The organism is Mycobacterium sp. (assembly GCF_050700595.1).
GTDB lineage: Bacteria > Actinomycetota > Actinomycetes > Mycobacteriales > Mycobacteriaceae > Mycobacterium.
The window spans coordinates 1-26,045 of the sequence record NZ_JBOHHI010000050.1; the positions used below are offsets into that span (position 1 = coordinate 1).

Genomic DNA, 26,045 nt, shown 5'->3' on the forward strand with positions numbered 1-26,045 from the left:
GCATCCGCCGACCTCGACGTCTTGCATGGCGACGCGAGCGACTCCGGGAACCGGTGTCTCCCAGCGCAACAGCTCTTCGATCGCACTCGGCAGGACGTCGGGTTGCTCGATCAATTGGTGACGGTGCTCGGGATGGCGCGCCAAGTACACGAAGAAGCAGTCCAGCGAGTCGGTGACGGTGTCCAGCCCCGCGATGAGGAACAGGAAGCAGATGTCGAGCAACTCCTCGCGCGACAGCGGCTGTCCCTCCACCTCGGCCGCGATCAATTCCGACAGCACGTCGTCGCGCGGGTTGGTGATGTGGTCGTCGATGGCGCGTTCGAAGTAGTCGTAGATCTGTCGCGCCGCCGGTGCCGCCGCTTCGCCGTGCTTGTCGAAGCCCTGCACGCCCTCCGGGCGGATCACCTGGTCCTTCCAGACCAGGAATTTGTCGAGATCCTCCAGCGGTAGGCCGAGTAGCTGCAGGAACACCGTGCACGGCAGGGGCACCGCGAACTCGGCGTGGAAGTCGCATTCGCCCCGATCGGCGAAGGCGTCGATCATCTCGTTGACCAGCTTGGTGACCTCCGGCTCTCGCCGGGCCATCTCACGCGGGGTGAACAGCGGGTCGAGAATGCGGCGGTACTTCGCGTGTTCGGGCGGGTCGATTTGCAGCGGGATCAGCGGCCGCAGGTTGCCCAGATCGACCGCATCCATGTTCGACGAGAACAGCTCGGTGTGCTTGAGTGCCATCTCGATGTCGGAAAGGCGGGTGAGGACCACCGCCTGCGGCGACCGAAAGACCGGTGCCGACTCGCGTAGTGCTTTGTACATGGGTTGGGGCTCCGCCAGACCGGCCATCGCCTGGTCTACGTAGCCTTGGGCGTTACGTTCTGCGGCCATGTTGTCAGCCTGGCACCAAGGTGAGCGCAGAGCAATGGTCGTGGGGACTGTCGCACAGGAGGCCGGACTGGCCCAAATGAAATTCGCTGGTGGTGACGGCGATCACCGGGTGGGCGCAGGTGGAGGCGGCGGCGTCGGCGCGCCGGCTGGCGACCATCGGCGAACTGGTGGCCCGTCGGGTGCAAGGCGGCTCCCCGGAGTGTGGGCGGTGGTCATGCGATAACTGGGATGCGATGGCTGCTCAGGTGGCTGCCGCGCACGGTATCAGTCACGGCATGGCCTCAGGGCAGATGCATCTGGTGGTGGCCTTGCGCGACCGGTTGCCCCGGGTCGCGCAGCAATTGGCCTATAGGCTGGCCTGAGAACATTGCAACCACCTGGCGGCCAGGTCACCGCGTCGCCACAACCATCTCGAGCGCGGCCTGGACCATATCGGTGTGAGGCACTCGTCGATAGCCCAGCCCATCACCCAATTCGTAGCAATGACGAAATCGCCAGTGGTGCAATGCTATTGATCGGTCATAGCCAATCGCCATAGACCGAGTCGGTGACAACACAGATCTCGGAGCAACCGGTCGAGCGGAAGATATCCTGCACCGGTCAGCAAGGGGGCGCCTCCGGACCGCGATCCACACCGGTGCGCAGTTTCACCGATGCCGAGTAGGCGTGCGTGCGGAACCGCAGTACTGGGTCGTCGGAGGGCTCGATGCCGTCGGTGACGCGCATGGGGTCGAACACCACGATGTCGCCACCATGCTCGCGTCCCGTGTCGATGCCGGTGATGTCGAGGGTGCCGACGGTGACTGCCTGAGTGCTGCGCCACGGCTTGGACGGATCGACGGTCGAATCGCCGTCCGCCGCGATCTGAACCTGGTAGTAGAACCGCACCGGGGCCGACGCGAGGCGCTCGTTGAGCTCGTCGAACAAAAAGTCCGCGCTCTTCCTCGGCCCGATAGGCCGTGACAGGAAGTGTTCGCCCGCGGCCGGAATCAGGTGGTAGCGAACGAATCGCGCGCTGCCGTCAGCGCCCACCCAGCGGAAGGCGTGCAACCCGTGGTACTCGACGGTGGCGTAGCTCGCCGGCACTCTGTTCGCGGCGCGCAGAACGGGCAACGCCGCCAGCAGGCGCGGATGCGTCACGGCGTATTTGGCAAGTCGAACCGGCACGGCGATACCGGGACGCATCGCGCGCAGCAGAGCGACGAAGCCATCGGGCGTACTCGACGGGAACAGTTTTGCAGTCTGTGTCGACAGGTCAGTGGTCGACCCGTCCGGCAGCGTTAACTTCACCGCCATTCCGCGCACTCCCGGACTACCGTCCCGCTGCGCCGGATTGCCCGATCCGCTCGAGAACCGAATTAGCGCAGGGACGGTCGAGCCATTGAGGTGGGCGGCGCGCGAGAGTTGGGCGGCCTCCGGGCTTGCTATGAATGTGCCGCGGTATAGCTTGCCCTTGGTGTGCAACGCCCGCTGGCCGGGCCGCGCCCCGCCAGCGCCGCGGATCGCGTCGATTGCCTCGTCGGAAGTGACCATGGTGTGGCATTTTAGGGGAGGGATGCCGCCGTCCCCGACGATGTCACCAACCCGGCTTTGGGTTGTGTGCCGACGACACACACCAGCGGATCTCCGACCCGGAGCTCGAACTCGACCCGCTCTGCCGCAACCTGACCATCAGCAACCAACGTTGGAGCACGTCTCGTGCAACGGCGCACTGGAGTTCCATCGTTTGGGGTCCCAGCTGCGCGCTTCGCGGAAGCCTTGGCGCAGGCGACCGCTCAGCGTGTGCTTGTCGATCGGCGACGCCTGCTAAACGAATGCGCTACCATTTCGTCTCGACGCGCGTCGACTACGTGGGCATCTGGGGCGAGCACGACCGGCTCGCTGCCCACCGCCGCCGCCATTGCCAGTCGACTCGACGCCTAAGGGAGAACCGGTGGAAACATTGACCACCTTGGGTTTAATCGTCGCCGCGCTTGCCGCTGCGTTGCACGTGTACATCTTCGTGCTCGAGTCGCTGCTGTGGACCGCACCGCGGACACGTGCCATCTTCGGTACCAGCGAAGAGGAAGCGGTGACAACGAAGTTGCTGGCCTTCAATCAGGGTTTTTACAACCTCTTCCTGGCCGCGGTCACAACCGCAGGAATTGTGGGCGTCGCGGTCGGTGCAGCAGCGGTCGGGTCGGCGCTGGTGTTCGCCGGCACCGGCTCTATGGCGCTGGCAGCGGTGGTGCTGCTGCTGTCGTCGCGAGACAAGGCCCGGGTCGCGCTCACGCAGGGCACGTTGCCCATTCTCGCGATTGCGCTGCTCGCGCTGGGTCTGGCCCTCTAGCGAGGCCGGGTGGTCAGGCGCCAGATCCGGCCGCGGCTCAGCTGTGAGGCGGCCAGCGGGTGCCACCGGGCCGCAACCGCTTGAGCCGCAAACTCGCGAACAGCACCGGCAGCGCGGCCAGCAGTGGCTGATAGCTACCGCGGCGGTATGGGTTCGGCGTCAGACGGTGGCAGCGGCTGGTGCCGGATCACCCGCCGTTCGCGGCATGGTTCGCTCCGCCACGGCGCCGTGATCCCAGTGCGCGGCGCCGAAACGTAGGCGTGGACGCGTGTGGCGGGCGCTTACCTTCTGCCCCAAGGCAAACACAGCCACTCGACAACCGCGGCGCCATGATGCCCACGCGCCGGCTCACCCGCGAGCACGACCGTGCACGCCGGATCGACGCCGAACGCGCCCTCAACGCCGCCCACGTCGCCGAACGCAACCAGCCCCCGCCGTTTTAGCGCTTACCCCAGCAGCGTGCGCACCACCGCGTCGGCCAGCAGCCGTCCGCGGTCGGTGAGGACTAGGCGCTCGCCGTCGCGGTCCAGCAGCCCGTCGCTCACCGCGGCCGCAGCGCGTTCGCGCTCGGCGGCGTCGAGCAGGTCGACCGCCAGACCCCGACGCAGGCGGATGCTCAGCATCACATCCTCGGTGTGCCGGGCGCGGGTATCGAGTTGCTCGAAACCGGCCACCGGCAGTGCCGCATCGGCCAAGCGCTGCGCATACGCGTTGGGGTGCTTGACATTCCACCAGCGCGTCGCGCCGATGAAACTGTGCGCTCCTGGCCCGGCACCCCACCACTGGCCGCCCTCCCAGTAACCGAGGTTGTGCCGGCACTGCCCGCCGGGGCGGCTCCAGTTGGACACCTCGTACCAGTCCAAGCCGGCCTCGGACAGCCGTGCGTCGACCAACTCGTAACGATGTGCCAGCACGTCGTCGTCGGGCGGGGCGAGCTCGCCGCGCCGGATGCGCCGCGCCAGGGCGGTGCCCTCCTCGACGATCAGCGCGTAGGCCGACACGTGATCGACATCGGCGTCGAGAGCCGCATCCACCGAACGGATCAGGTCGTCGTCGGATTCGCCCGGGGTGCCGTAGATCAGGTCGACGCTGACGTGCTCGAAGCCTGCGGCCAGCGCCTCCCCGGCCGCGGCCGCCGCCCGGCCCGGCGAGTGCACCCGGTCCAGGGTGGCCAACACCCGCGGCGCCACCGACTGCATGCCCAGCGATACCCGGGTGTAGCCGGCCGCGCGCAACGCGGCGAATAGCTCGGGCGACGTCGACTCCGGGTTGGCCTCGGTGGTCACCTCCGCATCCGGCGCCAGTCCGAACTGCTGTCGCACCATGTCGAGCACCGCGCACAACCGCTCGCTGCCCAGCAGCGACGGCGTCCCGCCCCCGACGAACACGGTGTCGGCCGTCGGGCCGCTCAGCCGCGCGGCCGCCAATTCCAGTTCCGAGGCCAACACCTGCAGCCAGGCGTCCGGGTTGACCCCGCCCAACTCGGCCGGCGTGTAGGTGTTGAAGTCGCAATACCCGCAGCGGGTCAGGCAGAACGGCACGTGCACGTACACGCCGAACGGTGCGCCGGGAGTCGGCTGCACGTCGGGCAACACGGTCGGCGCAGGACAGGCGGTCATGTCACATGATCGCACGGCGCGAGCCGCGGGCAGCTGTGCTAGCCGAGGCTGAACATGTAGGTCAACAAGTGATTCAGCGAACCCACCGGCGCTGCCGCCGTACGACTGGGAGACGCGCATCCCGGCCACGCTTTAGGCCCCTGGGTCGCCATAACCCGCTGCGCCACCTGGACCTGCTCGGCAGGTGAGGCGTTTTGCGGTGAACCAACGCCGCCGTTGGCCTCCCAGGTCGCCTGGCTGAACTGCAGACCGCCGTAAAAACCGTTGCCGGTGTCGGCCGACCAGTTACCACCGGATTCGCATTGGGCAAGGGCCTCCCAGTTGACGGGTTCCGCGGATGCGAGGTTGCTGACGGGAACAATCGACGCTGCCGCAATCACGATCGCCGCCAGTCCGGCCATACGTTTCATCGGAGTTGCACCTTGCTGGCCAGCCACCGGCCGTTGACTTTCTCCATGGTCATGTTGATGAGGCTGTAGTCGGTCTGCGGGTCGGGAGCATCGATGTTGCTCACCAATTGCTCGACAAACAGCAGAACCTCGACCTTGTTGGTGCTGGCGGACTTGACCACCGATTCGACGACGCGACCTTGCGTCGTTGCCCGGTGGTCGAGCAACACCATGCGCAGCACTCCATTGGATTTGTCGTAGCGTCGCTTGAACTCGCCGGTCGCGCCATCGCGCAGCGTAGCGATGTTGCGGTCCATCGCCTGGCTGTCGAAATTTGTCAGCGCGACGGTGTATTTCACTGCGGCAGCAAGTGCCTGCTGGGCAGCGACCTCTGTCTGGTGTCGCTCGAATTGCAGCCAGCCCGCATAACCGCCCACCCCGGTAAGCACGGCCGCGAGCACCGCGGCGATGAGCCAGCGGATGTGCGCGCGTCGACGCGCCGGGGGGTCACTGTGTTCTTCGTCACGAGCCCCGGTTTGCGGAGCTTCCGCGTCACTCATGCCAGTCGCCTACCTGCCCGCGCCCGATAGCGCGCACGCAGGTAGTTTGGCGCACCAAAGCCTGTATCTCGGCGACCGACACACCGGTCTTCGGGCTTTTTGCTCATCGTGATAAAAACTTCGCCCCGGTAGAGACGGGTTTCGGCATCCATGGCACAATGGCCGGGTGACCGCCGCCCACCGCAGCCAGTTCCGCATCGTCCTGGTGGCTCGTCGGCACATCGATCTCAAGCGTGTTTGCAGCTGTCGCTGTCTGCCTTGATGTCGTAGACCCGCCCACCTGTACTTCCAGCTGGCTCCCGGATCTGCGCCGCCGGAACAGCCACCGGGATTGGCGCGGCCCAAGCCGACTCCTCCGCGAAGGAGACCGCACAGTGACGACCATCCGTCCCGACCCGCCTCGCGCTAAGGGCCGCAGCGAAGGCCAGTGGGCGCTGGGTGAGCGTGAGCCGCTCAATGCCACTGAACAGTTCAAGTACGACGGTGAACCGCTCGGCGTGCGGGCCCGCATCGAAAACATCTACGCCAAGCAGGGTTTCGGCAGCATCGACAAGACCGACCTGCGCGGCCGTTTCCGTTGGTACGGCCTGTACACGCAGCGTGAACAGGGCTACGACGGCACCTGGACCGGCGACGAGAACGCCGACTTGCTCGAGGCGCGGTATTTGATGATGCGGGTCCGCTCCGACGGGAAGGCGCATTCGGCAACCACGATGCGCACGTTAGGGACGATTTCGACCGAATTTGCCAGAGATACCGCCGACATCACCGACCGCGAGAACCTGCAGTACCACTGGGTCGAGATCGAGAACGTGCCGGAGATCTGGCGGCGGCTAGCCGAAGTCGGACTGCAGACCACCGAGGCCTGCGGCGACTGCCCCCGCGGCATGCTGGGCTCCCCGGTGGCCGGCGAATCGCTCGACGAGGTGCTCGACGCCTCGTCCGCCCTCGACGAGATCGTGCGCCGCTACATCGGCAAGCCGGAGTACGCGAACCTGCCCCGCAAGTACAAGACCGCGGTGTCGGGTCTGCAGGACGTCGCGCATGAGATCAACGACATCTCGTTCATCGGCGTCAACCACCCCGAGCACGGACCCGGCCTGGACCTGTGGGTAGGCGGCGGCCTGTCGGTCAACCCGATGCTGGCGCAACGCCTCGGCGCCTGGATGCCGCTGGACGAGGTCCCCGACGCGTGGGAGGCCGTCACCTCCGTGTTCCGCGACTACGGCTATCGGCGGCTGCGGTCCAAGGCCCGAATGAAGTTCTTGATCAAGGACTGGGGCGTAGAAAAATTCCGCGAAGTTCTCGAGACCGAATACCTCAAGCGGCCGTTGATCGACGGCCCGGCCCCCGAACCCGTCAAGCACCCGATCGACCACGTCGGCGTGCAACGGCTCAAGAACGGGCGCAACGCCGTTGGCGTCGCGCCGGTCGCCGGGCGGGTGTCGGGCACCACCCTGACGGCGGTCGCCGACCTGATGGAGCGGGTGGGGTCGAACCGGGCGCGGTTCACCCCCTACCAGAAGTTGATCATCCTCGACGTGCCCGACGAGCGGCTCGACGAGATGGTCGCGGAGCTCGATGCTCTCGGGCTGCCATCACGGCCGTCGCACTGGCGCAAGAACCTGATGGCATGCACCGGCATCGAGTTCTGCAAGCTGTCGTTCGCCGACACCCGAGGACGTGCCCAGGCGCTGGTGCCCGACCTGGAGCGCCGGTTGGAAGACATCAACGCCCAGCTCGACGTGCCGATCAGCATCGGCATCAACGGCTGCCCGAACTCATGTGCCCGCATCCAGGTCTCCGACATCGGATTCAAGGGCCAGATGGTCGACGACGGCCACGGCGGGTCGGTCGAGGGCTTTCAGGTACATCTGGGCGGCAGCCTCGGTGCCGACAGCGGATTCGGCCGAAAGCTGCGCCAGCACAAGGTCACCAGCGACGAACTCAGCGACTACATCGACCGGGTGGTGCGCAACTTCGTCAAACAGCGCGATGAGGGCGAGCGGTTCGCCACCTGGGCGGCCCGTGCCGACGAGGCGGACCTGCGATGAGCGGCTTGACGGAACTACAGCTGCGGGAGCTGGCCGTGCGCGGCGCGGCGGAGCTGGACGGTGCCGGCGCCAGCGACTTGCTGCGCTGGACCGATGAGAACTTCGGTGGGGTCAACGGGCCGCGCGGCGCGGCGACGTGTAACTACGTGGTGGCCTCCAACATGACCGATGCGGTGCTGGTCGATCTGGCGGCCAAGGTGCGCCCGGGCGTGCCGGTGCTCTTCCTGGACACCGGCTATCACTTCGCGGAAACCATCGGCACCCGCGACGCGATCGAAGCGGTCTACGACGTGCGGGTGCTCAACATCACCCCCGAGCACACGGTGGCCCAGCAAGACGAATTGCTGGGCAAGGACTTGTTTTCGCGGGAACCCAACGAATGCTGCCGGCTGCGCAAGGTGGAGCCGCTGTCCAAGGCGCTGCGCGGGTATGCGGCCTGGGTGACCGGGCTGCGCCGGGCCGAGGCGCCCACTCGCGCCAACGCGCCGCTGATCAGCTTCGACGAGGCATTCAAGCTGGTGAAGATCAACCCGCTGGCGGCGTGGTCGGATCAGGACATCGACGACTACATTGCCGAGAACGATGTGCTGGTCAATCCGCTTGTCTACGAAGGGTATCCGTCGATCGGTTGCGCGCCGTGCACGGCCAAACCGGCTGAGGGCGCCGACCCGCGCAGCGGGCGCTGGCAGGGACTGTCCAAAACCGAATGCGGGCTGCACGCCTCATGACCGCACTCGTCCTCACTGCTCATGGCAGCAGAGATCCGCGGTCGGCGGCCAACGCCCGGGCCGTCGCCGGTCTGGTGCGGCGCAGGCGGCCGGGCCTGGATGTGCGGGTGGCGTTCTGCGAGCTGAACTGCCCTCGCCTGAGCGACGTACTCACGCCGGGTGCGGTCGTCACTCCCCTGCTGCTGGCCGACGCCTACCACGCCCGCATCGACATGCCCCGCCAGATCGCGAACGCGGGTATCGCCGATGTTCGGCAAGCCGACGTGCTCGGCGAAGACGATAGGTTGATCTCCGTGCTACGCGAAATGCTATACGACATAGGGCTTTCCGAGCACAACACGGACCTCGGTGTCGTGGTGGTCGCGATCGGCTCGACTCATGCCGCCGCGAACGCGCGCACCGCGCGGGTGGCGACGAAGTTGGCCGCCGATACCTGCTGGGCGGGCGCGACGACGGCGTTCGCGACCGGCTCCGGCCCGTCGCTGACGGACGCCGCTGGCGACCTGCGCCGCCGCGGCGCCCGCCGGCTTGTGGTCGCGCCGTGGTTCCTGGCGCCGGGACGGGTGACCGACCGTGTGCGACACTTCGCGTGTGATGCCGGCGCGACGATGGCTGCGCCGCTGGGAGCCCATCAGCTGGTGGCCGACACCGTGCTGGACCGCTTCGATCAGGCGGTGACCGAACAAATCGCGGCCTGACCCTTCACCGAAACCGAGTTACCTCAGAGCATCGGCCCTAGGTGCGGTGTCCTCGTCGGCGATCAGCGGCACTCGGGTGGCCCGCGCATAGACGGTGTCACCCTCGCGTAACTCCAACGCCTCGGCGTCGCCGCGGGTGATCTGGGCGATGAACGCACCACGGGTGGCTGCGCTGGTCAGTTCCACCCGGACCTCGAAGCCAAGTACGACTACCCGGTCGACGGTGGCACGGATGACACCGGTGGACCCGGCGGCGCCGTCGCTGGCGGAGATTGCCATATCGGGGCTGCGGCCGACCCGGATATCGTGCGGGCGAACCAGTGTGCCGTTCAGCGAGGACACCGAGCCGAGAAATGACATCACGAACGCGCTGGCCGGGGTGTCGTAGACCTCGGTCGGCGAACCGACCTGTTCGATGCGGCCCTTGTTGAGCACGGCGATCCGGTCGGCCACATCGAGCGCTTCGGCCTGGTCGTGGGTGACCAGGACGGTGGTGACGTGTACCTCGTCGTGCAGCCTGCGCAGCCAGGCCCGCAGTTCCTCACGCACCTTGGCGTCAAGCGCCCCGAAGGGCTCGTCGAGCAACAACACCTGCGGGTCGACCGCCAGCGCACGGGCCAGCGCCATGCGCTGACGCTGGCCGCCGGACAGCTGGTTGGGATAACGGCGCTGGAATCCGCTCAACCCCACCACTTCCAGCAAGTTGTCGACCTTAGTGGCGATCTCGGCCTTGGGCCGTCGGCGGATCTTCAACCCGAACGCGACGTTGTCACGCACGGTCAAATGCTTGAACGCGGCGTAGTGCTGAAAGACGAACCCGATGCCGCGCCGCTGCGGCGGCACCCGGGTGACGTCACGACCGTTGATAGTCACGGTTCCGGTGTCGGGGACATCCAGACCGGCGATCGCGCGGAGCAACGTCGACTTGCCTGAGCCACTGGGGCCCAACAACGCTGTCAGCGAACCGGCGGGCACGGTGAAGTCGACATTGTCCAAGGCGATGAAGTCGCCGTAGCGTTTGTTCACGCCCGCCACGATGATCGCGTCCGAACCTGTCATGCCGCCTCCCTGCCGACGCGCCGGGTATCAAGTGCCAGTTGAACGATCAGCACCACCACCGATACCGCCATCAACAACGTCGACAGCGCATAGGCGCCGTACTCGGCGCCTCGGTTGTAGCGGTCGGACACCAGAAGAGTCAAGGTTTGCGATTTTCCGGGGAGGTTCGACGACACCATGAGCACCGCACCGTATTCGCCCAGGGTACGGGCGATGGTCAGCACGATGCCGTAGGTCAGGCCCCACCGGATCGACGGCAGCGTGATCCGCCAAAACGTCTGCCACCACGATGAACCCAGTGTTGCGGCGGCTTCCTCCTGATCAGTGCCCAACTCGTGCAGCACAGGTTCGACTTCTCGGACCACGAACGGCAACGTGACAAAGACGCTGGCAAGCACGATGCCCGGCAGCCCGAAAATGATCTTGAGCCCGAAATCCTTCTCAATGAAGCCCAATGCTCCGGCTGAGCCCCACAGCACGATCAGCGCCACTCCCACGATAATGGGCGAGACGGCGAATGGCAGATCAATGATCGCCTGTAGCAGGCCTTTGCCGCGGAATCGGTTGCGCGCCAGCATTAGCGCCGTCGGGATACCGAAGATCACGTTCAATGGGACCACAATCGCCACTACCAGCAGAGACAATTGCAGTGCGGACACCGCAGCAGGAGTGCTTACGTAGGCGAAGAACTGGCCCAAACCGGGCGAAAACGCGCGCCACAAAATCAGTGCAACCGGCGCCGCCAGCAGCGCAGCGATGTAACCGAGCGCAACACAGCGGAGAAGGTAACGAACCCGCGGGGAGGTCGTCATGCCGCCAGCTCCTGGCGTTTAGCCGCACGTGCCCCCACAATACGCAAGATCAACAATGCCGTGAAGGAAATAGCCAGTAGCACAATGGATATCGCCGCAGCTCCGGCGCGGTCGTCATTTTCGATCAAGGTGCGAATCCACTGCGAGGACACCTCGGTCTTACCGGGAACCGCCCCACCGATCAACACCACCGAGCCGAACTCACCGATGGCCCGCGAAAACGCCAGCCCCGCACCGGAGAGCAACGCCGGCGTGAGTGACGGCAATACCACCGAGATGAAAATCGTCACGTTGTTGGCGCCCAGCGACGCCGCAGCTTCCTCGGCCTCGCGGTCGATTTCGAGCAGCACCGGTTGCACAGTGCGCACCACGAACGGCAGCGTGACGAAGGCCAGTGCCAGCGCCACTCCCCACTCAGTGTGCTGCAGATGCAGCCCGACCGGGCTATTGGGCCCGTAAAGCGCCAGCATCACCAGACTGGCGACGATGGTGGGCAGCGCGAACGGTAGATCGATGATCGTATCGACCAGTCGCTTGCCGCCGAAGTCGTCGCGCACCAACACCCACCCGATCAGCAGGCCGAACACCATATTCGCGGCGGTGACCGCGGCTGAGATCGTCAGCGTCACCCGGAATGACTGCACCGCGGCGTTGGAGGTGACCGCCAGCCAAAATGCACGCCGGCCGCCGTCGGCCGCTTGCCACCCGATCGCGGCCAGCGGCAGCAGCACGATCACCGACAGCCACACTGTCACCACTCCGACCCGCAGTGACACCCCGCCGCGGCGCGCCTCGGCCAGATCGGGTGTAGTCGCCGTCGTCATCCGGTGGCCCGCATGTAAATCTGGGTGATGCTGCCGGTGTTCTTGTCGAACAGTTGCGGATCCACGACGTCCCAGCCGCCCAGGTCGGTGATCGTCCACAGCTTGACCGGCACCGGGAACTGGTCGCGCACCTCGGCGGCGACGGCCGGGTCGACGGGCCGAAAACCGGCCGTTGCCCACAACGTCTGCGCCTGCTCGGTGTACTGAAAGTTCTTGAACGCGGTGGCGGCCGCCAAGTGGCTGGTGGTGGTCACCACCGCCAACGGGTTGTCTATTTTGAAGGTCTGCGGTGGGTTGATGTGCGTGACCGATTTGCCTTGCCGCTCAGTGGCGATCGCCTCGTTCTCGTAGCTGATCAGCACATCACCGCTGCCCTGCAGGAAAACGTCGGTGGCTTCGCGCCCGGAGCCCGGGCGCAGCCTGACGTGTTGGCTCACCAGCCGGTTGACGAAGTCCACCCCCGCTTGGGGATTTCGGCCGCCGCCGCTCTTCACCGCATACGGCGCGACCAGATTCCATTTGGCCGAGCCCGAACTCAGCGGACTGGGTGTGATGACCTCTACGCCGGGCCGTAACAGGTCATCCCAATCTTTGATGTTCTTCGGATTCCCCTGTCGCACCAACAAAGTCACCACCGACCCAAACGGGATGCCTTTGGTGGCGTCTTTGTCCCAGTCCTTGGAGACCTTGCCGGCCTTCACCAGCCGGGTGATGTCGGGCTCGACCGAGAAGTTCACGATGTCGGCCGGTTTACCGTCGACAACGCCGCGGGACTGGTCGCCGGAAGACCCGTAGGAGGTGATCACCTGCACGCCCTTGCCCTCCTCGGAGGCATTGAACGCCGGAATCACCTTGCTCCAGCCAGGTTCCGGGACCGAATACGCGACCAGTGTGATGCTCGTGCGCGAATTGGTCGGCCCGCCGCCGACGACGTCGCTGGCACCTCCGTGACATGCCGCGGCGATCACTGTGAGGACGACCACGCGCCATCGGTTGACGTGGTGCGGCATTGGCGACCCTTCCGTGCGGGGGTTTATGGGTAACGAATCCCGCCGCTACGGAAAGACTTAAGTTCAGTATTCGCCGACGACTCCGCGTGCGGGATTTCAGTCAGCGACAACAGTGCACGTCGGCCACAGCGCAATCGCCCACAGCAATGAGCGCCAGAACGTAGCACTGGCGGTTGCCGGACGCTGGGTACATGCCGCGAAGCCTAACAGAAACGGCTGCTCGTCAGCGGGTCAGCAACCAGGTGACGATCACCAGCACCACCAGGGCGACCAGCACCAACGTCACCTGCGATCGCGGCATGCCGTTCATCTGACCTCTTCGCCGGTGCGACGGACGCGGCGCATCAGCCGGATACCCCGGATACCATGACCCAGCAGCGCGTCCAGCACCAGCGCACTGACGTAAGCCAACACCAGCACGACCGGCATCACCACGATGGTCTGCAGGACGAACCCAAGCCCCGATAGCCACAGTTCGACGCTGTCCCACCAATTGAGGAAGCCGTCCACCGGGCTCACCCTATAACCTCAGCGAGTGCCTCCGGTACCCGAAGAAACCACCTGCGTCCTCGCCGGGGGCGGCCCGGCCGGCATGATGCTGGGTTTGCTGCTGGCCCGTGCCGGTGTCGACGTCACAGTCATGGAACGGCACGCGGATTTTCTGCGCGATTTCCGCGGCGACACGGTGCATGCCAGCACGCTGCGTTTGCTCGACGAACTCGGCCTGCAGCATCGGTTCGCCGCGCTCCCGTATCACCGCATCGAGATCGTTCATCTCCGGGTGCAGGGTGTTCCGATCGACCTCGATCTGCGCCGGATACCTGGTGCGCACAAGCACATCGCACTGGTGCCGCAATGGGATTTCCTGGAGATGCTGGCCACTGTCGCCGAAGCCGAGCCCAGCTTCCGGTTGCTGCGCAATACCGAGGTGATCGACATCATCAGGGACCGCGGGCGGGTTGTCGGGGTCGTCTATCGGGATGAGACCGGCACCACCAAGCAGCTACGAGCGACGCTGACGGTGGCCTGCGACGGCCGTTCGTCGACGCTGCGCTCGGCAACCGGCCTGGTCCCCCGCGGCTTCGGCGCACCGATGGACGTGTGGTGGTTCCGGTTGCCGCGCCGGCCCGACGACCCGCGCGGCCTCGGTGCGGTGTTTCGCGCCGGATATGCCACCGTGCTGATTGACCGGGGCGACTACTACCAGATCGCCTACATCATTCCCAAGGGATCCGATGCCGCACTGCGGGCCCAGGGTATCGAGGCGCTGCACCGCAGGCTGGTGGACCAATTTCCCTGGCTGGCCGATCGCGTCGCCGCGCTGGCGTCGTTCGATGAGGTGAAGCTGCTCGACGTACAAGTGAATCGGCTTCGGCGCTGGTTTCGGCCCGGGCTGCTGTTCATCGGTGATGCGGCGCACGCGATGTCGCCGGTGGCCGGCGTCGGGATCAACCTGGCGGTGGCCGACGCCGTGGCCGCGGCGCGCATGCTGGCCGGGCCGTTGCGAGCCGGGCGGGTATCCACCGGTCAACTCGCGCGGGTGCAGGCACGCCGCTGGTTTCCGACCGCGATCCTGCAAGCGTTGCAGCGGGCGATCCACGCCAATGTGGTCGCGGTCGCCGTCGACGGCGTGGACCGGCCGCCCTCGCGTGGGGTGCGGTTGGTGGGCCGCCTGCCGGCGTTGCGCCGGCTGGGCGGCTGGATAGTGGCGATCGGGCCGATGTCCGAGCACGCGCCGCGCTACGCCCGGCGACCATGAACGGCGTCGGACACACCGGGCCGCGAGTGGACTTCGGGCAGGTCGGCGGTCGATGATGACGGCATGGTCCTGCACGCCGAACCGGCCGACGAGACCACCGATGAGGTCGCTGCCACACCGCTGACCATCACGTCGCCGGTGCCGTACACGTCGGGCGCGTCGCTGCGGAACCCGTTCCCACCGATCGCGGACTTCGCGTTTCTGTCCGACTGTGAGACGACCTGCCTGATCTCTCCGACCGGTTCGGTGGAGTGGTTGTGCGTGCCGCGGCCGGACTCGCCGAGCATCTTCGGCGCGATCCTGGACCGCAGCGCCGGGCATTTCCGGCTGGGCCCGTACGGCGTAGCGGTGCCGTCGGCCCGCCGCTACCTGCCGGGCAGCCTGATCATGGAGACCACCTGGCAAACCCACACCGGCTGGATGATCGTGCGCGACGCGCTCGTGATGGGTCCATGGCACGACATCGAGCGGCGGTCGCGAACACATCGTCGCACCCCGATGGACTGGGACGCCGAGCACATTTTGCTGCGCACGGTGCGCTGCGTCAGCGGCACCGTCGAGTTGATGATGAGCTGCGAGCCGGCTTTCGACTACCACCGCGTCGGTGCCACCTGGGAATACTCGGCCAACGCATACAGCGAGGCCATCGCCCGGGCGAAAAAGAACCCGGACGCCTATCCGACGCTGCGACTGACCACCAACCTGCGCATCGGACTCGAGGGCCGGGAGGCGCGGGCGCGCACCCGGTTGAAAGAGGGGGACGACGTCTTTGTCGCGTTGAGTTGGTCCAAGCACCCGACACCCCAGACCTATTCCGAAGCCGCCGACAAGATGTGGCAGACAACGGAATGCTGGCGGCAGTGGATCAACATCGGCAACTTCCCCGACCATCCGTGGCGGGCGTATCTGCAACGCAGCGCGCTGACCCTGAAGGGCTTGACATATTCGCCGACCGGCGCACTGCTGGCGGCCAGCACCGCCTCGCTGCCCGAAACGCCGCAGGGCGAACGCAATTGGGACTATCGCTACGCCTGGATTCGCGACTCGACATTCGCGTTGTGGGGCCTTTACACGCTTGGCCTGGACCGCGAGGCCGACGACTTCTTCGCATTCATCGCCGACGTGTCCGGTGCCAACGATGGTGAACGCCATCCGCTGCAGGTGATGTACGGCGTCGGCGGCGAACGCAGCCTCGAGGAAGAAGAACTGCACCATCTGTCCGGTTATGACCACGCGCGCCCGGTGCGTGTCGGCAACGGCGCCTACAACCAGGACCAGCACGACATCTGGGGCGCCCTCCTCGACTCCTTCTACCTGCACGCCAGATCACGGGAGCAGATCCCGGAGACACTGTGGCCGGTCTTGAAAAAGCAAGTGGAAGAGGCGGCGAAGCACTGGCGTGAGCCCGACCGCGGTATCTGGGAGGTTCGCGGCGAACCGCAGCACTTCACGTCGTCGAAGATCATGTGCTGGGTGGCGATGGACCGCGGGGCCAAACTGGCCGAGCGACAGGGTGAGAAGAGCTACGCCCAGCAGTGGCGGGCGACCGCCGAGGAGATCAAGGCCGACGTGCTCGAGCACGGGGTGAACTCCGGCGGGGTGTTCACTCAGCACTACAGCACCGACGCCCTGGACGCCTCACTGCTCCTGGCGGTGCTGACGCGATTTCTGCCACCGGACGACCCGCGGGTGCGGGCGACCGTGCTGGCCATCGCCGACGACCTGACCGACCAGGGGTTCGTGCTGCGGTACCGCGTCGAGGAGACCGACGACGGGCTGACCGGTCAGGAAGGCACGTTCACCATCTGCTCGTTTTGGCTGGTGTCCGCGCTGGTCGAAATCGGCGAGGTGAGCCGCGCCAAGCATTTGTGCGAGCGGCTGTTGTCGTTCGCCAGCCCGCTGTATCTCTACGCCGAGGAGATCGAGCCGCGCACCGGCCGGCATCTGGGCAACTTCCCGCAGGCGTTCACCCACCTGGCGCTGATCAACGCGGTGGTGCACGTGATTCGCGCCGAGGAGGAGGCCGATTCCACCGGGGTGTTCCAGCCCGCTAACGCGCCGATGTAGGCGCTGCGCTGGCGCACGCTACCGTACTGTCATGGCTGCAGTAACGTCGCGATCCTGGATTCGAGCCGTCTCGATCGGTGCGGTGCTCGTGGCGCTGGCCGGTTGCGGCAACAGCGGCAACACCAGCGCGCCGTCGGCGACGACCACCACCACCTCGGGCGCGTCATGGTCGCGTCCGGACGCCCCGCCCGACCCGCGCACCCTGCTGCGCACCGGAGCCACTGCGGTGGCGACGGTGCCGAACAGCACACTGATCTTCATCGAAAGCGAAACCGACGACGCGGGAACCTGGAAGGTCCAGGTGGTCACCCCGGACGGTACCGAGCAGCAAATGAAAATAGGTGTTGACGGTTTCACGGTGCTGGTCGGCCCGACTCCGAAGAACGACAGCGCCGCCGACAAAGCCGAACACCGCAACCTCGTCCAGGCCGCACACCTCGACTACCAGGCGGCCGTGAACAAGACGCTGGCCGCGCTGCCCAACGGCTCCATCACCAAACTCAACCTCGACCAAAAGAACGGCACCACCAGCTGGGATGCCGACGTCTGGGACGTCAATCTGGTCGAACACCAAGTCACGATCAATGCGGCGTCCGGAGAGCTCGTCGCGAACAAGCAGGTGTAGCCGACGGCTCCCGCGCGGCTCACCTCTTGCCCTTGTCCCCCGCCGCGTCGGTGGACAGCGCGGCGACGAACGCCTCCTGCGGCACGTCGACCCGGCCGATGGTCTTCATCCGCTTCTTGCCTTCTTTCTGCTTTTCCAGCAGTTTGCGTTTGCGGGTGATGTCACCGCCGTAACACTTGGACAGGACGTCCTTGCGGATCGCCCGAATGTTTTCCCGGGCAATGATTTTCGAGCCGATCGCGGCCTGCACCGGCACCTCGAACTGCTGGCGCGGAATGAGCTCTTTGAGTTTGGTGGTCATCTTGTTGCCGTAGGCGGCGGCGGCGTCGCTGTGCACAATCGCGCTGAACGCGTCGACGGGCTCACCCTGCAACAGGATATCGACCTTGACCAGTGCGGCTTCCTGCTCGCCGGCCTCCTCGTAGTCGAGGCTGGCGTAACCGTGGGTGCGCGATTTCAGCGAGTCGAAGAAGTCGAAGATGATCTCGCCCAGCGGCATCGTGTAGCGCAACTCGACCCGTTCCGGTGACAGATAGTCCATGCCCCCCAGCTCGCCGCGTCGTGATTGGCACAGTTCCATGATCGTGCCGATAAATTCGCTGGGCGCAATGACCGTGGTTTTGACGACGGGCTCGTAGACGGTGCGGATCTTTCCGGCCGGCCAGTCCGACGGGTTGGTCACCTGAACCTGGATGTCATCCTCTTTGATCACGCGATAAACGACGTTGGGCGAGGTCGAGATCAGGTCCAGGTCGGATTCGCGCTCCAGGCGCTCACGGGTGATCTCCATGTGCAGCAGCCCCAAAAACCCGCAGCGGAACCCGAAGCCCAGTGCCACCGAGGTTTCCGGCTCGTAGGTAAGCGCGGCATCGTTGAGTTGCAGCCGATCCAGCGCGTCGCGCAGATCCGGGTAATCCGAGCCGTCGACCGGATACAGCCCGGAGTACACCATCGGTTTGGGCTCGCGGTACCCGGTCAGCGGTTCGGTGGCGCCGTGGCGCGCGGTGGTCACGGTGTCGCCGACTTTGGACTGGCGGACATCCTTGACGCCGGTGATCAGGTAGCCCACTTCGCCGACCCCGAGACCGGCGCTGGCCTTGGGCTCGGGCGAGACGATGCCGACCTCCAGCAGTTCGTGGGTGGCTCCGGTGGACATCATCGCGATCTTCTCGCGCGGGGCGATCTTCCCGTCGACCACGCGCACATACGTGATCACGCCGCGGTAGGTGTCGTAGACCGAATCGAAGATCATCGCCCGGGTCGGCGCATCGGGGTCCCCGGTCGGCGGCGGGACCTGAAGCACCACCTCGTCGAGCAGGTGGGCCACCCCATCGCCGGTCTTGCCCGACACTCGCAGCACATCGGCGGGTTCGCAACCGATGATGTGAGCGATCTCGGCGGCGTAGCGGTCCGGGTCGGCGGCGGGCAGATCAATCTTGTTGAGCACCGGGATGATCACCAGGTCGCGGTCCAGCGCCAGATATAAGTTGGCCAGCGTCTGGGCTTCGATGCCCTGCGCGGCGTCCACCAGCAGCACCGCGCCCTCGCAGGCGGCCAGGGCTCGGGAGACCTCATAGCTGAAGTCGACGTGTCCGGGTGTGTCGATCAGGTGCAGCGCGTAATCTTGTGCGCCGTCGGCGCCTTCGACCCGCCACGGCAGGCGCACGTTCTGCGCCTTGATGGTGATCCCGCGTTCGCGCTCGATGTCCATCCGGTCCAGGTACTGCGCCCGCATCGACCGTTCGTCGACGACGCCGGTGAGCTGCAGCATCCGGTCGGCCAGGGTGGATTTGCCGTGGTCGATGTGGGCGATGATGCAGAAGTTCCGAATCTGCGCCGGCGCGGTGAAGGTCTGGTCGGCGAAACTGCTGATGGGAATCTCCTGGTCGACGTGTCATTCCGCGACGGCGCGCGGGGTACGTCCAGGGTATCGAGGCAGCCGCGGCGGGACACAATCGCAACTCCGGCCCCGGTCATGCGGGTGCAGGCCGGGGCCGGAGCCCCCCAACCGGCGGATTGCCGGCGATCCAACCCGCCGGAGATCGTTACCCGATGTCCGCCCCCCTCCCGCGGACATCGAGCAACTCAACTCATCTCTGACACAACCACTAGCTTAGAATAACCTGAGATTAACCGGAGTGAATATTAAAAATTATCGAAGAAAATTCTGCGGACAGGCGGGGACCGCGCCGGACCGCCGAGCAGCACCCGCACGAGGACACGATCGAGCCGGACACTCTCGCCTATGCTGCGAACATGGCGTCCCCACGCAAAGCGCAGTGGAAGACGTTGCAACGGTTCGCGGAGAACTTGGTGTTCAACGAGGCGCCAAAGTTCATCCGCCAGCTGCAGAGTTCGCCGTCCGTGCAACGCGGCATTCAGCAGGGTCTCAGGTTCGGCATGGACGTTCTCACCGGCGGCGGGTCAGAACCGCCGGTCGCGGTCACCGCGGGCCGGCCGGTCACCCGCACTAGTGTCCCCACCGCGCAGCGCGCCCGCAAGCTGGTGTACGCCCCCGATCTGGGCGGTCGGGCCGATCCCGGCGAGATCGTCTGGACCTGGGTGACCTGCGAAAATGACCCCACTCGCGGCAAGGACGGCCCGGTGCTGGTCGTGGGCCGTGACCGGCACACCCTGCTCGGCCTGATGATGTCCGGTCAGGAACGACCCGCCGCTGACCCGGACTGGGTTCCAATCGGCAGCGGCAGTTGGGATGAGGACAGCCGAAAGAGTTGGGTGCGGCTGGACCGGGTGCTCGACGTACCCGAGGAGGGGATTCGCCGCGAGGGCGCGATCCTGCAACGAGAGGTCTTCGACGTGGTGGCGGCCCGGCTACGGGCCGACTACTCGTGGAGCTGAATTCCTGAACTGCGTCGCGTGGGGATTGTCAGCCCTGAGCGATGTAGGACTGCAACTGGGCGTGCTCGGCTTCCAGCTCATCCATCCGGGTCTTCACCACGTCGCCGATGCTGACGATGCCGATCAGTTTTCCGTTGTCGAGCACGGGCACGTGGCGCACCCGCTTTTCGGTCATCACCACGCTGAGGCTATCTACCGTGTCGGTCTTGCTGCAGGTCGAAACCACGGTTGTCATGATCTTCGAAACCGGCCGCGACAGCACCGAAGCACCATGGGTGTGCAACTGACGCACGATGTCACGCTCGGAGACGATCCCGACGACGCCGTCCGGCCCGACCACTACCATCGCGCCGATGTTGTGCCCGACGAGAGCGGCGAGCAGTTCGGTCACCTTCGCATCCGGATTGATCGTCACCACCGCGGCGCCCTTGTTCCGCAATACGTCTGCGATGCGCATCAAGTCCTCCCGGTTGTGAGGTGGTTCACACCAGGCTACGCCAAGTTGGTCGGTGGGCAAGCCGTGCGGCGAAAATTGGCACGACGTCCGGGCGGCCACCGGCTGCGGCACCTCGGCGCAACCGAAGAAACGGGATAGGTGACCAAAGATCTCGTCCGAAAGCCCAACCGACACAAGCATCTCGGCGGTTTGCACGGTGAACGGAGGGCATCTGTGCCATACCTGGGGCATGATCGAGATCACCCTGTTGGGCACCGGAAGCCCCATCCCCGATCCGGACCGCGCCGGACCGTCGACACTGCTACGAGCCGGCGGGCAGGTGTTCCTGGCGGACTGCGGGCGCGGCGTGCTGCAGCGTGCGGCCGCAGTCGGGCTGGGCGCCAACGCGCTGTCGGCACTGCTGCTGACCCATCTGCACAGCGACCACATCGCCGACCTCGGTGACGTGCTGATCACCCGCTGGGTCAGCACGTTTACCCCCGACCCCGCCCCGCTGCCGATCATCGGGCCGCCCGGCACCGCCGAAGTGGTCCAGGCGACGCTGAAAGCGTTCGGTCACGACATCGACTACCGGATCGCACACCACGCCGATTTGACCGCGCCGCCGCCGGTCGAGGTGCACGAACACACCGAGGGCGCGGTCTGGAACCGCGACGGCGTTTCGATCCGGGTGGCGCCCACCGATCACCGGCCGGTGCAGCCGACGATCGGGTTCCGGATTGAATCCGGCGGCGCGTCGGTCGTGCTGGCAGGCGACACCGTGCCGTGCGAGAGCCTTGATCGGCTGGCTGCCGGCTCTGATGCGTTGGTGCACACCGTGATTCGCAAGGACATCGTGGCCCAGCTCCCGCAGCAGCGGATCAAGGACATCTGCGATTACCACTCGTCGGTGCAGCAGGCCGCCGCCACCGCCAAGCGCGCCGGTGTGGGCACCCTGGTGTTGACCCACTACGTGCCCGCCATCGCGCCCGGCCAGGAGGAGCAATGGCGGGCGCTGGCCGCGACCGAGTTCGACGGCCGCATCGAACTGGGCGACGACCTGCACCGCGTGGAAATCCAGCCACGCGCCTGACCGTCAACCCGTCGCTGAACGATGCGGACGCCGAATATCGTTGCGCCGCAGCGGTAACAGCGCGCCGGAAACGAGTAGCCAGAGCAGGGCCGAAACCCGGGCGACCGGCAGGATCACGCCCAGCACCGGCCAGATCAGCACCAGTGTCGTCAGCTCGGCCAGGGCGGCGATCGCCAGCCCGAGCCAGGCCAGGGGCCGCGGCAGCAGCCCAACGATCAGGCCGGGGACCGCGATACCGGCAACGAGCAGGCCAAGGGCAACGATGTGCGCCGGACCCCCGGCAAGAAACGCCAGGTAGTACAGCGCCCGAACCAGCGCGACGTCGGCACCGACTTCTGGCCGCGACAGGGTCCAGCCCAGCAAGCCCGTCGACGCCAGCGCACCGGCCGCCAGGATTCCGCCTGCCAGCGCGATCGTCGCCCCCGGTGCTGTCACGCCCAGCTGGCGCAACCGGGCACTGGCGGTCGCCGCGTAGATGGCCAGCGGCACCGAGGACCCGAACACCGCCACGGCGATAACCTGCACCGCCGCCGGCTGGGAAGAGATGTACCGCCAGACCGTGTCGACCGGCCCGTAGGGCAGTGGCGGTACGCCGCCAAGGGCGACTCCGGCCCCCAGGCCGCCGAAAAGCAGACCCAGGCAGATGATGGCCAGCAGCGCCAAAGGTGGCCCGCCTTGCTGGCGTCGTTGCGCTCTTACATCTGTTGATGAATCGTTCATAGCGTGAACGGTATGACGCAACCGCAAGGATGGCAAGGAGTTACACTGATTCAATCAATGAATCGTTCATTTACGCTACGATGTCTGAGGTGTCAGCAACGTCGAGTTCCGAGCACAGCGACGGCGTGGCCTTTTTGTTGGCCCAACTCGGCCATCGCGCTGCCGGGTTGTTCGCCGAACAAATGGCCACCCTCGAGCTGACCCCGCCGCATGCGGGAATACTGCGGGTGATTGCGTCCGAGCCCGGGCTCAGCCAGCAAGCTCTGAGCGCTCGGCTGGGCCTGCTGCCCAGTCGCGTCGTCGCTTATGTCGATGAACTCGAGAATCGTGGCTTTGTCGTGCGACGCGGCCATCCCAGCGACCGGCGGCTGCATGCGCTGCACCTCACCCCGGCAGGCAAAAAACTTATGCGCAAGCTGTCCGAAGTGGCCCGCCAACACGAGCACCGGTTCACCGCCGCCCTGACTGCCGAGCAGCGCGACACATTGCACGACCTTCTTACGACGTTGGCCCAGCAGCAGGGCCTGACCCCGCATGTCCATCCCGGCTACCGCACCTTGGGACGGGCGCCCAAGGCAACCGGCTGATCAGGTCGTCGTTCTACGGCGCGGTGGTCTCGGCTTTGGGAGAACACCGGGTCGGCTGATAACCTGGGCATTCGCCGTCCAGCTCTCCTGGCACCTGGAGCCCCAGTACCCCTGATACCGAAAAAGGAACTATCGCGTGGCCAACATCAAATCGCAACGGAAGCGCAACCGCACCAACGAGCGCCGACGACTGCGCAACAAGTCGGTGAAGTCCTCGCTTCGCACGGCCGTCCGGGCATTCCGCGAGGCCACCGAGGCCGGCGAGAAGGACAAGGCCGCCGAGCTGCTGGCGTCGACCAGCCGCAAGCTGGACAAGGCGGCGGGCAAGGGTGTGATCCACAAGAACCAGGCGGCCAACAAAAAGTCGGCGTTGGCCCGTACGCTCAACAAGCTCTGAGTTCAGCGACCGCCGGCCCGGCCAATGGTCATCGTGCCGCGGCCAGCTCAGCAATCTTTCGCACCGTGGCTTCCAGCGCGTAATCGGCGTCGGCCGCCGCTCCTTTGACGTCGGCGTTCAGCCCCGCCACCAGTCTCATCGCGGTCGCCACCCGGTCCCGTGACCACCGCCGCGCCTGTTTCTGGGCCTTCTGCACCCGCCAGGGCGGCATGCCCAGTTCGCCGGCCAGCCGGTACGGGTCGCCGGACAACGGACCCACCCGGCCGATGGTGTGCACCGCCTCGGCCAGCGCGTCGGCCAGCACCACGTACGGCTCGCCACGCATCATCGCCCAGCGCAGCGCCTCCACGGCGCCCTCGACATCGCCGACCACCGCCTTGTCGGCGATATCGAAACCCTTCACTTCCGCTCTGCCGCTGTGGTACCGGCGCACCGCGGCAACGTCGACACGGCCACCGGTATCGGCAACCAATTGAGAACAGGCCGAGGCAAGTTCCCGCACGTCGGAACCGACAGCGTCGAGCAGCGCGGTGATCGTGTCCGCATCGACTTTGACCTGCAGTGCGCGAAACTCGTTGCGGACGAAGTCGGCGCGTTCGCCGGCCTTGGTGATCCGCGCGCACGGATGCACTTGCGCCCCCAACGTCTGCAGCTGACCGGCCAGCGCCTTGGCACGCCCGCCGCCGGAATGCACGACGACGAGGATGGTGCCCGGCGGGATGTCCGCAGCGGCGGAAGCGATCAGCTCGGCCGCGTCCTTGCCCGCCTCATCGGCGCCTTCCAGAACGACGATCCGCTCGTCGGCGAACAGTGACGGACTCAGCAGTTCGGCGAGTTCGTAGGCGTCAACCTCACCGGCACGCAGCCGGTCCACCGGGACGTCATCGCTGCCGGCCCGCTGCCGCGCAGCTGCCAGCACCCCGGCCACCGCGCGGTCGACCAGTAGTTCCTCGTCTCCCAGCACGAGGTGCAACGCCTGGCTCACCGGTCAATCGTGTCATGGCCGGCCGACTCATGGGGTCACCACCGTCTCAGTGGCAACTCCGACAACGACCAGGCCAGCAGGCAGAGCGCGGCGGCGGCCGTCGCCGCGCGAAACCACCACGACGGCCACAGCATCACGACCAAGACCCCGGCGGCGCCGACCAGCGCCACACCGCAGACTCCGGACGGAACCGGCACGCTGGCCGCCGGCACGCCGGCCGCCCAGTGCGCGATGTGCAGCACCCACCACAGTTCCGGGCCGGTGAACCGGATCAACAATTGGGCGCCGACCGGCCAACACAGGCACAGCACCGCGGCCGCGCTGCCCAGCACGGTGATCGGTGCGATCAGCGCCGCTACCCCAAGATTGGCGGCCGCAGCCACCAGGCTGACCCGAGCCGAGATTCCGGCGATCAGTGGCGCGGTCACCAGTTGGGCGGCGCAGGCCACGCAGACGGCGTCGGCCAGCGGTTTGGGCCAGCCGGCCGACACCAGGCGCCGTGACCACACCGGCGCGATGATGACCAGCGCGGCCGTAGCCACCACCGACAACGCGAAACCCACATCGACGGCCAGCTGCGGAGCGACGACCATCAACACCAGCACGGTGCCGGACAGCGCCGGGATCGCTTGGCGCCGACGCGATGACAGCACACCGACCAGCGCGATCGCGCCCATCACTGCCGCGCGCAGCACGCTGGCGGTTGGTTGCACCACGATGACGAACGCCGCCAGCGCGACCGCCGCGAGCACCACCGCTGCGCGCGGCCCGATCAGCCGCGCCGAGAACAGCACCGCTCCGCACACGATTGTCACGTTCGCCCCGGATACCGCCGTCAGATGCGTCAACCCGGCTGCTCGGAATTCTCGGCCTGTCACCGTCGTCACCGCGGAGGTGTCGCCGAGCACCAACGCGGGCAGCATCGCCGCCTGGTCGGCCGGCAGCACGCGGCGGGCGGTGGCAGCGAACCGTTCGCGGACCGCGTGAGCAGCCCGATACACCGGCGCGGCGCGGCCCCTGGTCGGCTCCCCGATCGCGTTGAGTGCCGCCACCGTCAGGTCATGGCGGGTGGCACGGGTGACCCGTGCCCGGAATCGCACCGGCTGACCCACCATCACGTCACCGAAATCGAGCGCCGGAGCGAAAACAACCACCCGGCCGGACATCTCGTCGTCACCGACTCGCTGCAACGTCGCGCGGAACATCAGCCGGCCCCGGCCCAGCGACAGTGCGCTTTCGCTCGGTGTGACCGTCACCTGCCCGGCTGTACCGAACACCGTGGTGATCGGGTGGTGCGCGACTGCGTTGGCGCGCAACGCGATCGCCCATCCGAAGCCGGCCCCCACGATACCGACAGCCGCCAGGGCAATGCCGATCGCATGCAGCCGCGTCGCGCACCGAAATGCTGTGCCCGACACTGCGGCAACAACGCCGAGCGCGGCAAGGACATTGCCGACCGGCCAGACAATCCCGGCCGCAGTGACGATCCAGCCGATCAGGGCGGCCGGCACCAGCCGCAGATCCAGCCGCGGCGACGGCGGATCGCCGCCCAT

The 26,045-nt window shown here is 66.4% G+C and carries 30 protein-coding genes; 14 read left to right on the plus strand and 16 right to left on the minus strand.

Going from position 1 to position 26,045, the window contains the following annotated elements; genetic code table 11:
* The coding region (locus tag ACRDTL_RS04510; protein WP_431505522.1) for a cytochrome P450 at positions 1-882 on the minus strand (882 nt) is incomplete at its 3' end.
* Positions 883-971: 89 nt separating this feature from the next.
* On the opposite strand from ACRDTL_RS04510, the gene ACRDTL_RS04515 reads away from it, so the two are divergent.
* Complete coding sequence (locus tag ACRDTL_RS04515; RefSeq protein ID WP_431505523.1) at positions 972-1,244, plus strand: DUF222 domain-containing protein; 273 nt, start codon at positions 972-974, stop codon at positions 1,242-1,244.
* Between the two features lie 238 nt (positions 1,245-1,482).
* On the opposite strand, the gene ACRDTL_RS04520 is transcribed toward ACRDTL_RS04515, so the two are convergent.
* Positions 1,483-2,415, minus strand: coding sequence for a catalase family peroxidase (locus ACRDTL_RS04520; RefSeq protein ID WP_431505524.1), 933 nt, complete (start codon positions 2,413-2,415; stop codon positions 1,483-1,485).
* 409 nt (positions 2,416-2,824) lie between these two features.
* On the opposite strand from ACRDTL_RS04520, the gene ACRDTL_RS04525 reads away from it, so the two are divergent.
* Entirely contained in the window at positions 2,825-3,211 is a 387-nt protein-coding gene (locus ACRDTL_RS04525) for a DUF1304 domain-containing protein (protein WP_431505551.1), read from the plus strand.
* A gap of 446 nt (positions 3,212-3,657) precedes the next feature.
* Here the strand turns inward: ACRDTL_RS04525 and hemW are convergent, their stop codons facing one another.
* Genes hemW through ACRDTL_RS04540 form a run of 3 tightly spaced genes read right to left on the minus strand, consistent with a single transcriptional unit; the run spans position 3,658 to position 5,779 of the window.
* On the minus strand, positions 3,658-4,830 hold the full coding sequence (hemW, locus tag ACRDTL_RS04530) for a radical SAM family heme chaperone HemW (RefSeq protein WP_431505525.1): 1,173 nt from the start codon (positions 4,828-4,830) through the stop codon (positions 3,658-3,660).
* 38 nt (positions 4,831-4,868) lie between these two features.
* Complete coding sequence (locus ACRDTL_RS04535; RefSeq protein WP_431505526.1) at positions 4,869-5,240, minus strand: transglycosylase family protein; 372 nt, start codon at positions 5,238-5,240, stop codon at positions 4,869-4,871.
* Positions 5,237-5,779: a hypothetical protein gene (locus ACRDTL_RS04540; protein ID WP_431505527.1), complete on the minus strand. Its 543-nt coding sequence runs from the start codon at positions 5,777-5,779 to the stop codon at positions 5,237-5,239. The genes ACRDTL_RS04535 and ACRDTL_RS04540 overlap by 4 nt, the downstream gene beginning before the upstream one ends.
* Positions 5,780-5,984: 205 nt before the next feature.
* On the opposite strand from ACRDTL_RS04540, the gene ACRDTL_RS04545 reads away from it, so the two are divergent.
* The 4 genes from ACRDTL_RS04545 to ACRDTL_RS04560 all read left to right on the plus strand — a co-directional run bounded on the left by ACRDTL_RS04545 (position 5,985) and on the right by ACRDTL_RS04560 (position 9,259).
* Positions 5,985-6,041, plus strand: a complete 57-nt coding sequence (locus ACRDTL_RS04545) for a hypothetical protein (RefSeq protein ID WP_370485981.1) — start codon at positions 5,985-5,987, stop codon at positions 6,039-6,041.
* Positions 6,042-6,153: 112 nt separating this feature from the next.
* The gene (locus ACRDTL_RS04550) at positions 6,154-7,833 is read left to right on the plus strand and encodes a nitrite/sulfite reductase (RefSeq protein WP_431505528.1); all 1,680 of its coding nucleotides are present in this window, start codon (positions 6,154-6,156) and stop codon (positions 7,831-7,833) included.
* Positions 7,830-8,561, plus strand: a complete 732-nt coding sequence (locus tag ACRDTL_RS04555) for a phosphoadenylyl-sulfate reductase (protein WP_431505529.1) — start codon at positions 7,830-7,832, stop codon at positions 8,559-8,561. Before ACRDTL_RS04550 ends, ACRDTL_RS04555 begins: the two co-directional genes overlap by 4 nt.
* Positions 8,558-9,259: a sirohydrochlorin chelatase gene (locus ACRDTL_RS04560; protein ID WP_431505530.1), complete on the plus strand. Its 702-nt coding sequence runs from the start codon at positions 8,558-8,560 to the stop codon at positions 9,257-9,259. Before ACRDTL_RS04555 ends, ACRDTL_RS04560 begins: the two co-directional genes overlap by 4 nt.
* A gap of 18 nt (positions 9,260-9,277) precedes the next feature.
* On the opposite strand, the gene ACRDTL_RS04565 is transcribed toward ACRDTL_RS04560, so the two are convergent.
* From ACRDTL_RS04565 to ACRDTL_RS04585, 5 genes are all read right to left on the minus strand, one after another.
* The gene (locus tag ACRDTL_RS04565; RefSeq protein WP_431505531.1) at positions 9,278-10,318 is read right to left on the minus strand and encodes a sulfate/molybdate ABC transporter ATP-binding protein; all 1,041 of its coding nucleotides are present in this window, start codon (positions 10,316-10,318) and stop codon (positions 9,278-9,280) included.
* Positions 10,315-11,130: a sulfate ABC transporter permease subunit CysW gene (gene cysW / locus ACRDTL_RS04570; RefSeq protein ID WP_431505532.1), complete on the minus strand. Its 816-nt coding sequence runs from the start codon at positions 11,128-11,130 to the stop codon at positions 10,315-10,317. The genes ACRDTL_RS04565 and cysW overlap by 4 nt, the downstream gene beginning before the upstream one ends.
* The gene (cysT, locus tag ACRDTL_RS04575) at positions 11,127-11,954 is read right to left on the minus strand and encodes a sulfate ABC transporter permease subunit CysT (protein WP_431505533.1); all 828 of its coding nucleotides are present in this window, start codon (positions 11,952-11,954) and stop codon (positions 11,127-11,129) included. The genes cysW and cysT overlap by 4 nt, the downstream gene beginning before the upstream one ends.
* Complete coding sequence (locus ACRDTL_RS04580) at positions 11,951-12,964, minus strand: sulfate ABC transporter substrate-binding protein (RefSeq protein WP_431505534.1); 1,014 nt, start codon at positions 12,962-12,964, stop codon at positions 11,951-11,953. The genes cysT and ACRDTL_RS04580 overlap by 4 nt, the downstream gene beginning before the upstream one ends.
* 100 nt (positions 12,965-13,064) lie before the next feature.
* Positions 13,065-13,157: an Ms4533A family Cys-rich leader peptide gene (locus ACRDTL_RS04585; protein WP_431505535.1), complete on the minus strand. Its 93-nt coding sequence runs from the start codon at positions 13,155-13,157 to the stop codon at positions 13,065-13,067.
* Here ACRDTL_RS04585 and ACRDTL_RS04590 point away from each other — a divergent pair.
* Positions 13,156-13,278: a hypothetical protein gene (locus ACRDTL_RS04590; protein ID WP_431505536.1), complete on the plus strand. Its 123-nt coding sequence runs from the start codon at positions 13,156-13,158 to the stop codon at positions 13,276-13,278. The two genes, ACRDTL_RS04585 and ACRDTL_RS04590, sit on opposite strands and share 2 nt — an antisense overlap.
* Here the strand turns inward: ACRDTL_RS04590 and ACRDTL_RS04595 are convergent.
* On the minus strand, positions 13,271-13,474 hold the full coding sequence (locus ACRDTL_RS04595) for a hypothetical protein (protein WP_431505552.1): 204 nt from the start codon (positions 13,472-13,474) through the stop codon (positions 13,271-13,273). The genes ACRDTL_RS04590 and ACRDTL_RS04595 overlap by 8 nt on opposite strands.
* Before the next feature lie 25 nt (positions 13,475-13,499).
* Here ACRDTL_RS04595 and ACRDTL_RS04600 point away from each other — a divergent pair, with 25 nt between their 5' ends.
* The 3 genes from ACRDTL_RS04600 (at position 13,500) to ACRDTL_RS04610 (ending at position 17,415) form a co-directional block, all read left to right on the plus strand.
* Positions 13,500-14,723 carry an FAD-dependent oxidoreductase gene (locus ACRDTL_RS04600; protein WP_431505537.1) on the plus strand — a complete coding sequence of 408 codons (1,224 nt, stop codon included), beginning with the start codon at positions 13,500-13,502 and terminating at the stop codon, positions 14,721-14,723.
* Positions 14,724-14,786: 63 nt separating this feature from the next.
* The gene (locus ACRDTL_RS04605; RefSeq protein ID WP_431505538.1) at positions 14,787-16,790 is read left to right on the plus strand and encodes a glycoside hydrolase family 15 protein; all 2,004 of its coding nucleotides are present in this window, start codon (positions 14,787-14,789) and stop codon (positions 16,788-16,790) included.
* Positions 16,791-16,821: 31 nt separating this feature from the next.
* Positions 16,822-17,415, plus strand: coding sequence for a PepSY domain-containing protein (locus tag ACRDTL_RS04610; RefSeq protein ID WP_431505539.1), 594 nt, complete (start codon positions 16,822-16,824; stop codon positions 17,413-17,415).
* A gap of 19 nt (positions 17,416-17,434) precedes the next feature.
* Here ACRDTL_RS04610 and lepA read toward each other — a convergent pair whose 3' ends face one another.
* Positions 17,435-19,294, minus strand: coding sequence for a translation elongation factor 4 (gene lepA, locus ACRDTL_RS04615; RefSeq protein ID WP_431505553.1), 1,860 nt, complete (start codon positions 19,292-19,294; stop codon positions 17,435-17,437).
* A gap of 377 nt (positions 19,295-19,671) precedes the next feature.
* Here lepA and ACRDTL_RS04620 point away from each other — a divergent pair, with 377 nt between their 5' ends.
* Positions 19,672-20,274 carry a type II toxin-antitoxin system PemK/MazF family toxin gene (locus ACRDTL_RS04620; RefSeq protein WP_431505540.1) on the plus strand — a complete coding sequence of 201 codons (603 nt, stop codon included), beginning with the start codon at positions 19,672-19,674 and terminating at the stop codon, positions 20,272-20,274.
* 28 nt (positions 20,275-20,302) lie between these two features.
* Here ACRDTL_RS04620 and ACRDTL_RS04625 read toward each other — a convergent pair whose 3' ends face one another.
* Positions 20,303-20,731, minus strand: a complete 429-nt coding sequence (locus ACRDTL_RS04625; protein ID WP_431505541.1) for a CBS domain-containing protein — start codon at positions 20,729-20,731, stop codon at positions 20,303-20,305.
* Between the two features lie 229 nt (positions 20,732-20,960).
* Here ACRDTL_RS04625 and ACRDTL_RS04630 point away from each other — a divergent pair, with 229 nt between their 5' ends.
* Entirely contained in the window at positions 20,961-21,803 is an 843-nt protein-coding gene (locus tag ACRDTL_RS04630) for a ribonuclease Z (protein WP_431505542.1), read from the plus strand.
* Positions 21,804-21,806: 3 nt separating this feature from the next.
* Here ACRDTL_RS04630 and ACRDTL_RS04635 read toward each other — a convergent pair whose 3' ends face one another.
* Complete coding sequence (locus ACRDTL_RS04635) at positions 21,807-22,523, minus strand: hypothetical protein (RefSeq protein ID WP_431505543.1); 717 nt, start codon at positions 22,521-22,523, stop codon at positions 21,807-21,809.
* An 80-nt stretch (positions 22,524-22,603) separates the two neighbouring features.
* On the opposite strand from ACRDTL_RS04635, the gene ACRDTL_RS04640 reads away from it, so the two are divergent.
* A complete protein-coding gene (locus tag ACRDTL_RS04640) occupies positions 22,604-23,110 on the plus strand; it encodes a MarR family winged helix-turn-helix transcriptional regulator (protein ID WP_431505544.1) in 507 nt (168 codons plus the stop codon).
* A gap of 136 nt (positions 23,111-23,246) precedes the next feature.
* Positions 23,247-23,507: a 30S ribosomal protein S20 gene (gene rpsT / locus ACRDTL_RS04645; RefSeq protein WP_431505545.1), complete on the plus strand. Its 261-nt coding sequence runs from the start codon at positions 23,247-23,249 to the stop codon at positions 23,505-23,507.
* 28 nt (positions 23,508-23,535) lie between these two features.
* Here the strand turns inward: rpsT and holA are convergent, their stop codons facing one another.
* Together holA and ACRDTL_RS04655 are read right to left on the minus strand one after the other, a co-directional pair.
* Positions 23,536-24,480, minus strand: a complete 945-nt coding sequence (holA, locus tag ACRDTL_RS04650; protein WP_431505554.1) for a DNA polymerase III subunit delta — start codon at positions 24,478-24,480, stop codon at positions 23,536-23,538.
* A gap of 47 nt (positions 24,481-24,527) precedes the next feature.
* Entirely contained in the window at positions 24,528-26,045 is a 1,518-nt protein-coding gene (locus ACRDTL_RS04655) for a ComEC/Rec2 family competence protein (protein ID WP_431505555.1), read from the minus strand.

Excerpts from the sequence above, each read along its gene's own strand:
- ACRDTL_RS04635 (WP_431505543.1), bottom strand. The coding sequence starts at position 22,523 with ATGAACGATTCATCAACAGATGTAAGAGCGCAACGACGCCAGCAAGGC.
- ACRDTL_RS04625 (WP_431505541.1), bottom strand. The coding sequence starts at position 20,731 with ATGCGCATCGCAGACGTATTGCGGAACAAGGGCGCCGCGGTGGTGACG.
- ACRDTL_RS04535 (WP_431505526.1), bottom strand. The coding sequence starts at position 5,240 with ATGAAACGTATGGCCGGACTGGCGGCGATCGTGATTGCGGCAGCGTCG.
- ACRDTL_RS04640 (WP_431505544.1), top strand. The coding sequence starts at position 22,604 with ATGTCTGAGGTGTCAGCAACGTCGAGTTCCGAGCACAGCGACGGCGTG.
- hemW (WP_431505525.1), bottom strand. The coding sequence starts at position 4,830 with ATGACCGCCTGTCCTGCGCCGACCGTGTTGCCCGACGTGCAGCCGACT.
- ACRDTL_RS04540 (WP_431505527.1), bottom strand. The coding sequence starts at position 5,779 with ATGAGTGACGCGGAAGCTCCGCAAACCGGGGCTCGTGACGAAGAACAC.
- ACRDTL_RS04590 (WP_431505536.1), top strand. The coding sequence starts at position 13,156 with ATGCCGCGAAGCCTAACAGAAACGGCTGCTCGTCAGCGGGTCAGCAAC.
- ACRDTL_RS04565 (WP_431505531.1), bottom strand. The coding sequence starts at position 10,318 with ATGACAGGTTCGGACGCGATCATCGTGGCGGGCGTGAACAAACGCTAC.
- ACRDTL_RS04610 (WP_431505539.1), top strand. The coding sequence starts at position 16,822 with ATGGCTGCAGTAACGTCGCGATCCTGGATTCGAGCCGTCTCGATCGGT.
- ACRDTL_RS04605 (WP_431505538.1), top strand. The coding sequence starts at position 14,787 with ATGGTCCTGCACGCCGAACCGGCCGACGAGACCACCGATGAGGTCGCT.
- ACRDTL_RS04620 (WP_431505540.1), top strand. The coding sequence starts at position 19,672 with ATGGCGTCCCCACGCAAAGCGCAGTGGAAGACGTTGCAACGGTTCGCG.
- ACRDTL_RS04585 (WP_431505535.1), bottom strand. The coding sequence starts at position 13,157 with ATGTACCCAGCGTCCGGCAACCGCCAGTGCTACGTTCTGGCGCTCATT.
- cysW (WP_431505532.1), bottom strand. The coding sequence starts at position 11,130 with ATGACGACCTCCCCGCGGGTTCGTTACCTTCTCCGCTGTGTTGCGCTC.
- ACRDTL_RS04630 (WP_431505542.1), top strand. The coding sequence starts at position 20,961 with ATGATCGAGATCACCCTGTTGGGCACCGGAAGCCCCATCCCCGATCCG.
- ACRDTL_RS04560 (WP_431505530.1), top strand. The coding sequence starts at position 8,558 with ATGACCGCACTCGTCCTCACTGCTCATGGCAGCAGAGATCCGCGGTCG.
- ACRDTL_RS04520 (WP_431505524.1), bottom strand. The coding sequence starts at position 2,415 with ATGGTCACTTCCGACGAGGCAATCGACGCGATCCGCGGCGCTGGCGGG.
- ACRDTL_RS04580 (WP_431505534.1), bottom strand. The coding sequence starts at position 12,964 with ATGCCGCACCACGTCAACCGATGGCGCGTGGTCGTCCTCACAGTGATC.
- ACRDTL_RS04555 (WP_431505529.1), top strand. The coding sequence starts at position 7,830 with ATGAGCGGCTTGACGGAACTACAGCTGCGGGAGCTGGCCGTGCGCGGC.
- cysT (WP_431505533.1), bottom strand. The coding sequence starts at position 11,954 with ATGACGACGGCGACTACACCCGATCTGGCCGAGGCGCGCCGCGGCGGG.
- ACRDTL_RS04655 (WP_431505555.1), bottom strand. The coding sequence starts at position 26,045 with ATGGGCGGCGATCCGCCGTCGCCGCGGCTGGATCTGCGGCTGGTGCCG.